At 67.0% G+C, this 9,937-nt stretch carries 7 protein-coding genes and 1 pseudogene; 2 read left to right on the top strand and 6 right to left on the bottom strand.

Features of this window, described 5'->3' with window-relative positions; all coding sequences use genetic code 11:
- Window positions 1-683 precede the first annotated feature (683 nt).
- Window positions 684-848 carry a hypothetical protein gene (locus EJI01_RS29005; protein ID WP_185879097.1) on the top strand — a complete coding sequence of 55 codons (165 nt, stop codon included), beginning with the start codon at window positions 684-686 and terminating at the stop codon, window positions 846-848.
- Between the two features lie 380 nt (window positions 849-1,228).
- Here the strand turns inward: EJI01_RS29005 and EJI01_RS27760 are convergent, their stop codons facing one another.
- The 6 genes from EJI01_RS27760 to EJI01_RS27735 all read right to left on the bottom strand — a co-directional run bounded on the left by EJI01_RS27760 (window position 1,229) and on the right by EJI01_RS27735 (window position 8,408).
- Window positions 1,229-1,624: a hypothetical protein gene (locus EJI01_RS27760; RefSeq protein ID WP_185879096.1), complete on the bottom strand. Its 396-nt coding sequence runs from the start codon at window positions 1,622-1,624 to the stop codon at window positions 1,229-1,231.
- Between the two features lie 88 nt (window positions 1,625-1,712).
- The gene (locus EJI01_RS27755; protein ID WP_126840331.1) at window positions 1,713-4,853 is read right to left on the bottom strand and encodes an efflux RND transporter permease subunit; all 3,141 of its coding nucleotides are present in this window, start codon (window positions 4,851-4,853) and stop codon (window positions 1,713-1,715) included.
- A gap of 13 nt (window positions 4,854-4,866) precedes the next feature.
- Window positions 4,867-6,042, bottom strand: a complete 1,176-nt coding sequence (locus EJI01_RS27750) for an efflux RND transporter periplasmic adaptor subunit (RefSeq protein ID WP_126840330.1) — start codon at window positions 6,040-6,042, stop codon at window positions 4,867-4,869.
- Window positions 6,039-6,662 (bottom strand): hypothetical protein, encoded by a 624-nt coding sequence (locus tag EJI01_RS27745; RefSeq protein WP_126840329.1) that lies wholly within the window; start codon window positions 6,660-6,662, stop codon window positions 6,039-6,041. Before EJI01_RS27745 ends, EJI01_RS27750 begins: the two co-directional genes overlap by 4 nt.
- Window positions 6,659-7,804 (bottom strand): TolC family protein, encoded by a 1,146-nt coding sequence (locus EJI01_RS27740; RefSeq protein WP_260602721.1) that lies wholly within the window; start codon window positions 7,802-7,804, stop codon window positions 6,659-6,661. The genes EJI01_RS27745 and EJI01_RS27740 overlap by 4 nt, the downstream gene beginning before the upstream one ends.
- A 250-nt stretch (window positions 7,805-8,054) precedes the next feature.
- Window positions 8,055-8,408, bottom strand: a complete 354-nt coding sequence (locus EJI01_RS27735; RefSeq protein WP_126840327.1) for a hypothetical protein — start codon at window positions 8,406-8,408, stop codon at window positions 8,055-8,057.
- Window positions 8,409-8,899: 491 nt separating this feature from the next.
- Between EJI01_RS27735 and EJI01_RS27730 the strand changes: the two are divergent.
- Window positions 8,900-9,937 (top strand): annotated as a pseudogene (locus tag EJI01_RS27730) (hypothetical protein); the annotation flags it as partial.

Below are 9,937 nucleotides of genomic sequence, written 5' to 3'. Positions count from 1 at the left end.
CCGCCTCTAGAGCTTCAAGGCGCCAATGCTTGAAGCGCTGCTGCCGGTTTCCAGGAGGCTTGCTTGGGCGCCATCGCGCGCCAACTCCGCCATGCGCATTTGCCACGCCAGGTTGGCCATTCGTGAGCGCAGGCGTTCAGTCGTCTCTATCGTCCCAATCTCGACGGTGATGATGGCAATGGCGCCAGCGCTCGCCGGGCCCGTAGTAGACCGCTGCCGGCGGACCGTAGTACGCCGGAGCCGGACGGTAGGCCGGAGGCGGGGGGCGGTAGTACACGGGAGGCGGCGGACGGTAGTACACGGGAGGCGCCGGTTCGTAGTAGACCGGGGCAGGACGCGAATAGACGGGCGCTGGTTCGTAGTACACCGGGCGTGGCTCGGCGACGCCGATAGCCACGCCTGGTGCGCTGATACCAACCGACCAACTCGTACCGGCATTGGCGGATGCTGCAGCGAAGAGTGCACCGGCTGCCACAGCACTTGCGGCAATCCATTTGAAAACGGCAGAACGATCAATGTTCACGGAAGCTCCAGAGGGTGGACGAATGTCCCCCATGCCTGCAAGCAACGCGAGGGCGGCCTCGCGGGTGCGCTGCGTGAAGAAGATTGCCAAACGTTACGGCGCAGGTGCACGGCGTCAAGATCTAGTCCACAGGCAAGCGCCTCGATCGACAATTGTCATCATGGATACCCCTTCCATTGATCGGGAGCCCAAAAGCCCGGCGGCGCGGAACGCTTTTCAACGGCTTGGGGGAATCGTCGGGTCGGCGATTCTTGCGATCGGCGCTGCGGCACTGATTGGTTGGGGCCTGGTAGAGCTCTATGTGAAGGTGGTGACTCTCGACTGAGGTCGCGAGGCGCTGCAAGAGGACTCACGACCCGCCAGTCATCACTATGGCCACCTCGGGTGATCGACACGGTCGACGCCCCTCCAGGGCTCCACATTGTGTGAGGAGCGATCCGGTGTCGATAGCGGCTGGGCGCCTCGGAATAGCGCACCAGTGCGTAGCGGTTCCGAGCCGCGGCTTCCGGCATCACCTCCTTGCGGCAATCCCTGGCCAACGACACGTTGATGGCCGCGCCCGCGTTGATCTGCACGATCCGCCTGGCCGCCCCTGTCCAGGAAACGAGCGCGCCCTTCCATCAGGCTGCTGCACCCGTGCAACGGGCCGGCGAGCGCCGCACTCGGCAACGCCGCGCAACCCGACAAGCTGCGGCGTGCTGCAGGTCACTTCAACGTGAAGCGCAGGGTGATGGTCTTCTTGTCCGCCGTCCGCAGCGCGGCCACGACCTTGGAGCCCTTGCCCAGCTTGACGCCCTTGGCCTCCAGCTTGTTGCCGCCCGCCGGCTTCAGCTCGGCTTCGGATTTCTCGGCGCCATTGAGCACCGTGAGCTTGCCGCTCGTGTTGGCGGTGTCGAACTCGTCTTCATGATCGAGGACGTAGATGGTGGCGCCGTCGCCGGCTGCGACCAGTTCGAACGACAGGTCGCTCGCGCTCTGCACGATGCCGCCGTGCTGCGCTTTCGCAGCGCCATGCGCGAAAGCGCTGTTCACGGTCAGCGTGGACGCAGCCAGGACCACGGCCGCGGCGAGAAGGCGCAAGGGAGAGTTTTTCAGGATCATTCGGATCGTCCTTTGGTCAGGGGAAGGCGCACTTTTACAAGACGGCGCCGCAAAGCCTTGGGAAATGGAAACGGGTGCCAGGGCCACCTCAGTACGACTCCTGCGGCACCGGCGGGAGGCCAGGTCCGGGTGACTCCACCTCGAGCAAACGTTCGGTGGCGCGGCGGCCGAGCAGCCAGAACAGCACCGGCGTGAGCAGCGTATCGAGCACGGTCGAGCTGACCAGGCCGCCGAAGATCACCACGGCCACCGGATGCAGGATCTCCTTGCCCGGCGCGTCGGCGGCCAAGAGAAGCGGCGTTAGCGCGAAGGCCGCCACCAGAGCCGTCATCAGCACCGGCGTCAGGCGCTCCAACGAGCCGCGCACGATCATGGGGATGCCGAAGCTCTCGTCTTCGAAGCGGCACAGGTTGATGTAGTGGCTGACCTTCAGGATGCCGTTGCGTGTGGCGATGCCGGCTAACGTGATGAAGCCGACCATCGACGCCACAGACAAACTCACGCCCGCCAGCCACATGGCCACCACACTGCCGATGAGCGCGAGCGGGATGTTGGCCATGATGATCCCGGCTAGCACCGCGGACTTGTAGCGCGCATACAGCACGAGGAAGATCATCGCCAGCGAGATCAGCGACAGACCCACGATCAGGTTCATCGCCTGCTCCTGGGCCTGGAACTGTCCTTCCAGGCTCACGAAGGTCCCCGGCGGCAAGGGTGTCTTGGCGATCGCGCCCCGAATGTCCTGGATCACCCGGCCCATGTCGGAGCCGTCGGTGTTGGCGTAGACCACGATGCGCCGGCGCCCGTTCTCGCGGCCGATCTGGTTGGGTCCGTCGGTTTCCTCGACAGTGGCGATCGCCGAGACCGGCAGGCGGCCGGCCGGCGTGTCGATCAGCGTCGCGGCAAGGTCCTGCGGACTGCGGCGGCCGTCCGGCAGGCGCAGCACCAGGTCGTACCGGCGCAGGCCGTCCACGATCTGGGCACCGTGCGCGCCATCCGTCAGTGCCTGCAGCACCCGCACCGCTTCGCCCGGCGAGAGGCCTGTCTGCGCAAGCTTCCGATGATCGAGCCGGACCGTGATCTGCGGGATCAGCACCTGTTTCTCGACCGTCAGGTCGACCAGGCCCGGCACGCCCGACAGCCCTTGGCGCATCTGCTCGCCGAGCCCGCGCAAGGTGTCGGTGTCGTCGCCGAAGATCTTCAGCGCGATCTGCGCACGCACGCCCGACAGCAGGTGGTCCAAACGATGCGAGATCGGCTGGCCGATGGTGACCTGCGCCGGCAGCACCGATAGCCGCGCCCGGATGTCCGCCATCACGGTTGCCCGGTCGCGTGCGGAGCGCTTCAGGTCCACATCGATCTCGGCCGCGTGCACGCCCTCCGCATGCTCGTCGAGCTCGGCGCGGCCGGTCCGGCGCCCGACCTGGGTGACTTCCGGCACCTCCGCGATCAGCGTCTCGGCGAGCGAACCCATGCGGTTGGCTTCAGCCAGCGCCGTGCCGGGATTGAAGATCATGCCGAGCACCAAGGAGCCTTCGTTGAAGGCCGGCAGGAAGGCTCTTGGGAAGAACGGCACACTGGCCGCCGCGGCGGCAACCGCCACCGCAGCAATCGCGATCAGCAGCTTGGCGCGCGCGAAGGACCAGCCCAGCACCTTCTCGTCCCAGCGCTTGAGGCGAGCGACCAATGGACTGTCGCCACGGTCGATGCGCTTCATCTTCGGCAGCAGGTAGAGGCAGAGCACCGGGGTCACCGTCATCGACACCAGCATGGAAGCAAGGATCGAGACGATGTAGGCGATGCCCAGCGGCGAGAAGAGCCGCCCCTCGATGCCAGGCAGCGCGAACAGCGGCACGAACACCAGCACCACGATGGCAGTCGCGTACACGATGCCGGACCGCACCTCGACGCTGGCCCTGCGCACGACTTCCATCGTGGACAGCGGATTGCCGGCCGCGCGGTTCTGCTTGAGCCGTCGCAGGATGTTTTCCACATCCACCACTGCGTCGTCGACCAGCTCGCCGATCGCGATCGCCAGGCCACCCAGCGTCATCACGTTGATCGACTGCCCCAGTAGCTTGAACACCAGCGCGGTGACCGCCAGCGCCAGAGGGATCGCCACCAGGGAAATGAGCGTGGTCCGCGCCGAGAGCAAGAAGGCGAACAGGACGATCGCCACCATGATGGCGCCGTCTCGGAGTGCCTCGCTGACGTTGCGGATCGAAGCCTCGATGAAGTCGGCCTGACGGAACAGCACCTTGGGCGGGGCCAAGCCGGGCGGCAAGCCCTGTTGCAGCTCGCCCAGCGCGGTCTCGATGGCGCGCGTGAGCTTCACGGTGTCCGCGGCGGGCTGCTTCTGCACGCTGACGATCACCGCCGGCAAGCCGTTGTAGCCGGCGTCGCCGCGCTTCATGCTGGCGGCGAAACGCACATTGGCCACCTGCTCCAACAGGACAGGTCGGCCGTCCTTCCAGGCAACGGCAATTCCCCGCAGATCCTCGACGCGGTTGGTACGGCCGAGATGGCGGATCAGGAACTCCCGGCTGTTGAGGTCGATGAAGCCGCCGCCCGCGTTGCTGGCGAAGCCGCGCAGTGCCTGCTCGACCTGGGTCAGGGAGACGCCGTACTGGGCCATGCGCGCCGTGTCGGGTTCGACGCGCAGTTGCCGCACGTCGCCGCCGATCGGGATGACCTGGGAAACGCCGGCGATGGACAGCAAGCGCGGGCGCAAGACGAAGTCGGCGTACTCGCGCGCCCGCATCGGGTCCGCGGCCGTCTTGCCGTTTCCTTCCAGGGGCAACGCGATCAGCATCACCTCGCCCATGATCGAGGACACCGGCCCCATGGCGGGCGTGATGCCAGCAGGCAGCTGCTCGCGTACCAGCGCCAGGCGCTCGGCCACGAGCTGGCGGTTGCGATAGATGTCGGTGTCCCAGTCGAACTCGGCATAGAGGATGGACAGGCCAACGCCGGAGGTGGAACGCACGCGCGTTACGCCCGGCATGCCATTGAGCGCCGTTTCCAAGGGAAAGGTGACGAGCTGCTCGACCTCTTCGGGCGCCATGCCGCCCGCTTCCGTGAGCACGGTGACCAGCGGCTTGTTGAGGTCCGGAAAGACGTCGACCGGCGTGCGCCACGCGGTGATGGCGCCATAGACCAGCAGCAGCGCCGCCAGGGCCAGCACGAAGAGCCGCCCGCGCAGGCTGTTGTGAACGATCCAATTGAACATGCAGAGGCTCCGTTCAGCGGATCTGCGCGATCAGCGGAGCACCTTGCACCACGACGCGATTGTCGGCACCCAGTCCGTGGGTGATGACCACCGTCGAGGCGTCCAAGGGACGGTACTGCACCGGCTGCGGGATGTAGCGCTCGGCGCCGGACTTGATCCAGACGATGGGTTCGTTGGCGCTGTTGCGCACCACGGCCTGCGCCGGCAGGACATAACCCTTGATACGTTCGTTGAGGGACGCGACCACGGTCACCGGCTGGCCGACCGCGAGCGGCATGGCAGCGCCCTGTTTCTCGGCCTGTGCCCGGAACGTCAGCGGCAACACGCCATCGCGAAGGCTGTGGGCGGCACCCAGCAGCTTGAGCTTCACGCCAGGTGCGCCCGGCAGCGTTGCGTCGCCCACGCGCGCGGGCAGCGCCGGATCAGCGGTTGTCGCCTCGACCAAGACGCGGGCCGGATCAATCACCTCGAAGAGCACGTCACGGGCTTCGACAATCTGGCCGGATACGGCGTCGGCCCGCGCGATGACACCCGACACGGGCGCCACAAGCGCTTCGCGCGCGCCCAGACTCGCGCCAATGCTCTTTTCTCGCTCAGACAGGCTCTGCAGCTCGGCGCGAGCGGCTTCGATGTCCTTGCGAGGCACCGTGCCCTCCAGAGACTGCAGGCGCTCGACCCGCTGCGCGGCTAGTTGCCGGCTGCTGCGCAGCTCGGCCAACTGCGCCTGCTGGCTCGCCAGTGCGTAAGGTTCGGCATGGTGCCTCACATGCGCGAGCACCTCGCCTTGACGTACCGCCTGGCCGGCCACGGGCAAGCCGCGGGCGCCAGCTTCGATTCGCCCCCCGTGGATCGCTTGCACGCGGCCGCCAGCATTGGGGTCCATGACCACGCGGCCGGGCAGTTCCACGGTCGCTGACGCTTCGCTCTCGATGGCCAGGATGGTCCGGATGGCCATGCGCCGCTGCGCCAGCATCGGCACCTGCACGCTGCCGTCCGGCAGTCGCGCGAGGCCGGATGCGGTGCTGTTGCTTCCCGGCGCATCCAGATGCTCGCCGTTGGGCCCGTGCGCACCCGGAGCCGCGAGCAAGGCAGCAGGGAAGAGCGCACCAATCGTCAGTGCGACGACGCCAAGGATTGCCGAGCGACGCGTTGCCGAGGCGCTGACTTCAAGTCCAAATCCGTGCGTCATTGAGCACCTCCGATCGGATCACGCACGCGGGCGCCACGGTTGAGGACGTAGATGGCAACGCCGCATGTCAAGAGCGCCAATGCGATCCAGACGATGACCGGCACACCATGCCCATGCTCGTCATCGTGAGAGTGCCCCCCGGCGGCCGCGCCTTCGGTGTTGAGCGTGCCTTCAAGGAGATCCGCGTCGGCGCCGGCCACGACCGTGATCACGAGTGCATGCGCTCCGGGCGCCTTGAGGGCTTTGAGGAATGCCGGGTCGTCGATGGCGTAGTCGCCGAGGTCGGAATGGAATTTGGCGACCGCCTTGACTTGGCCGGATTCGACTTCTACCTTGGCGTCGAGCACAGGCTCATTGGTTTCGAATCGATTGATGAGTATCGAGAGTTCGTCGTCTCGCAGGTGAGCTACCAGTTCGAACGCCTCTGACTTGGCTTCCATGCGCGGCGCGGTGGCGGCGGCGCTGGTCGCCGCCGCAGGGTTATCCAGATGTTCGCCGTTGGGACCATGGGCACCAGGTGCAGCGAAGGCGCCGGCGGACAGGAGAAGCACCAGCGGCAGCACGACGGCCAGCATCAGCCGGTAACGCGTTCTTTGGAGGGAATGGAGAAGGTCAATCATGGAAAGAGTCCGAGCGCTTGTTGGAGTTGGGCCTGGGCCAGGCCCAGTGCCGCCTGCTGGCGCGCGAGGGCCGCGTCGGCCAGCGCCGCTGCGTTGGCAGCGCGCAGCAGTTCCGGCAAGGAGGACTCTCCTGCCTGGAATGATTTGTCGATGAGCTGGGCGCGCTCGCGCAGCAGACTGGCCCGGCTTCGCGTGCCGTCGAGTTGCTGCACAGCGCTTTGCAGGGCCGAGCGCGCGACGCGCACGTCCGCTTCCTGCCGTTCGCGCAGCCGCTGCTCCGTGGTTTCGGCCACATCCAGATCTCCGAAAGCCGCCGCTTGCAACGGCGTATTGCGACCATCGGTACCGAACGGGATCCGAAAGCCGATCCCGATGCCACGTTGGGTGCTCTCGCCCATTCCCGGCGCCTCTTCGCGATACCGCAACGTGACTTCGGGCGGGTCCCGTCTTGACGCGCTCACGACATCCACGCGCTTGCGAGCGCGCTCGACGGCTTGCACGGCCAGGCGCAGCTCAGGGTGCTCGGCGCTCGCGGCGAGGTCTTCGGGAGCGCGTGACGTTGTCGGTGCAGGCAAATCCGGCATCGCATCGAGGCCGGTCAATGTTCGCCATTGAGCCCTGAGGGCCTGCAGGCGTTGATCGATCTCGTTTTGCAGTGCCTGGGCCTCCAGCAGTTCCGCGCGTGCGCCCAGGGCGTCCGACCGCGCAAGATCCCCCGTCTGTACGCGACGCTGCACGTCGCCGGCAAGCCGCTGCAGGTACTGACGCTGGGCAGCCACCGACTCGACTTCTGCTTGGGTCGCCGACAGTCGCCAGGCCGCCTCACGCACCTGACCAGCAACGCGCAATCGCGCCGCCTCGGTGCCGATGTCGGCCAGCTTCAGCTCGGCATCGGCCGCAGCAGTCCGTGCATCGCGCTGTCCCGGCAGCCACAAGGGCCACACGAATCCGACCTCTGTTTCCCGACGCCCGGCATTGGAATGCGCACGGTCGTTGATGTGGTTGAGCTCCATCGCTGGAGACGCGGCCCAGAGGCTGGCCGCTGCGGTCTGTTCGGCCCGGGCGCGCCGGCGCTGGGATTCAGCCTCTCGAGACTGGACCGCACGCTGCCAAGCGGCCTCTGTGGCCTGCGCCAGGGTCACGCCGGCAGCGCCTGATTGAACGGAAGACGGGGATGGTTGTGCGGCAGCGGGCGCGATCGCCCCCACCAGCGCACTGCCTGCAATGGCACAGGCCACAAACCATGGGACTGATTTCACGGAACTCCTGACTGGCTCGGCGGCGATCGAGCCCGCAGAAGGAACACACGCAACGTGTGTCTGGATCTGGGTGCGCGAATCGCCAACATGAAAACGGCTCAGCCGCGCGGGCGCGCGGCGAGCAGTGGCGTTTTCAGGTCGTCAGGCGTGGAGGTCGTCGAAGCCGGTCGAGCGGCGGCCAGAGTCTGGCCATCTCGTCGACCATCAGGGGCCGTGCCGTTTCGGCAGGCGCAAAGGAGAAAGAAGCAGAAGCCCAGATGGCTGAGGCGCCCAGACAGCCGTCGGCCACGACGTGCTGCATCGACTCGTCCGAGTCATCCTGGGCCACAGAGCCGTCATCGTTGTGATGATGCGCCTCGCCCTGCCAGTGCAGCATGGCATGAGCAACCTCTTCCACCTCGGCAAATGCAGTGGCCTGACCCGCGATGGCGAAAGCCTGCCAAAACACAGAGAACAGTAGGAGGACTAGGGCAAGCCTGCGGCGCATCCCCGCAAGTCTAGCCGAGGCGGCCCTGCGCACGCTTCGCCAAATCCCGGCGGGAGCGGGCGCTGCATGTTGATTAAAGCCTTACCTTAGGTCTTTGGCTCTACGTAGATTGGAGAACGCGTTTCAAGCTTGGCTGATGTATAACCATAAAGTTCTCACTTTAGAGGTGGGATATGCCAAGTGCCCCGCCGGACCCGCGTGCTTCGGGCTTGATGTGGATCGCCCTCTGTGCCCCTTTGGTGATCACCGCGTGCGGCGGTGGAGGCAGTGCGGGGCCGGATGTCGCCGGTGGGGCTGCCGGCGCCGGCAAGGTTCCGGCTCCCGCGCCGTCCGCCACGACGACTGAACCCCCGGCCACCCCCTCGCCCATCAGCCTGGCGGTCAGGACGCTGGAAGACATCGCCCGGCTGCGCGAACTGGAGCGGGATCGCCCCGCGCCCGTCGACCGCGGTCTCGGGCCAGGGGTACCTCTCAAGGGGTCCACCGCAGCCGTGCTAGCCGCAGTGGCTCCCAGCGCCGGCGGCCAATGGGCCGCCCCGATCACTTGGCCGATCAACCCCATCCATGCCGTGCTGACGCCCGACGGCAAGGTCATGAGCTATGGCACCGACCCAAGTGGCGCCCAGGGCGCCCAGCTCTACTACGACGTGTGGACGCCGGCCACCAACGCGCACAGCCTGCTGCAGCACAGCACCCGCACCGATCTCTTCTGCAGCGCCCAGCTGGTGCTGCCGCCCTCGGCGCAGACCGGGCTGGTGCTGCTGGCCGGCGGCGACACCCGCGGCATCACGCCAAGCCAGGTCAACGGCGGCGTGCGCGATGTCAATTTCTACGACCCGACCGCAGTCACGATCAGCCCGGGGCCGCCGATGGCCTATGCGCGCTGGTACGGCACGCTGGTGCCGCTGGCCGACGCCCGCGTGCTGGCGCTGGCCGGCATCGATGCCAACGGCGCCGGCTCCGGCGCGCCCGAGATCTACCGCCCCACGCTCGGCTGGCAGACCCTCAACATGCAGGACTGGCCGGCCGACTGGTTCTATCCGCGCGCCACGCTGGCGCCCAACGGCCGCGTGCTCGTGACCAGCGGCAACCAGCTGTTCAGCATGAACACCGAGGCCCCTTTCATCCAGCAGATCGGCACGCTGCCGAAGACGGCGAACTGGGCAATGCCCTGGGCCATGTTCGACCGCGGCAAGATCCTGCTGATCGCCGAGGACGGCAGCGCGATGGTGCTGGACTTCAATGGCGCCACCCCCGTCGTGACCTCCATCCCGGGGCCCGGCCCCAACCGCATCTGGTCCAGCGCGACCGTGATGGCGGACGGCAAGGTGCTGGTCACCGGCGGCTCGGCCACCTACAACGAGCTGGTCGACACCGCCTTCAGCGCCATGATCTGGGATCCGGCCACCGGCCAGTGGACCACCGGCGCAGCGGCGACGAAACCTCGCCTCTACCACTCGAGCGCGCTGCTGCTGCCCGACGGCACGGTGCTCTCGGCCGGCGGGGGCTCGCCTGGGCCGGTGATCAAT

The sequence above is a fragment of the Variovorax sp. MHTC-1 genome (assembly GCF_003984645.1).
Lineage (GTDB): Bacteria > Pseudomonadota > Gammaproteobacteria > Burkholderiales > Burkholderiaceae_C > Variovorax.
The sequence above is the reverse complement of the archived record's forward strand: the minus strand, read 5'-3'. Positions and strand labels throughout refer to the sequence as shown.

What these genes read in the sequence shown, in the direction of transcription:
- EJI01_RS29005 (WP_185879097.1), top strand. Translation starts at nt 684, where the DNA reads ATGGATACCCCTTCCATTGATCGGGAGCCCAAAAGCCCGGCGGCGCGG.
- EJI01_RS27760 (WP_185879096.1), bottom strand. Translation starts at nt 1,624, where the DNA reads ATGATCCTGAAAAACTCTCCCTTGCGCCTTCTCGCCGCGGCCGTGGTC.
- EJI01_RS27755 (WP_126840331.1), bottom strand. Translation starts at nt 4,853, where the DNA reads ATGTTCAATTGGATCGTTCACAACAGCCTGCGCGGGCGGCTCTTCGTG.
- EJI01_RS27750 (WP_126840330.1), bottom strand. Translation starts at nt 6,042, where the DNA reads ATGACGCACGGATTTGGACTTGAAGTCAGCGCCTCGGCAACGCGTCGC.
- EJI01_RS27745 (WP_126840329.1), bottom strand. Translation starts at nt 6,662, where the DNA reads ATGATTGACCTTCTCCATTCCCTCCAAAGAACGCGTTACCGGCTGATG.
- EJI01_RS27735 (WP_126840327.1), bottom strand. Translation starts at nt 8,408, where the DNA reads ATGCGCCGCAGGCTTGCCCTAGTCCTCCTACTGTTCTCTGTGTTTTGG.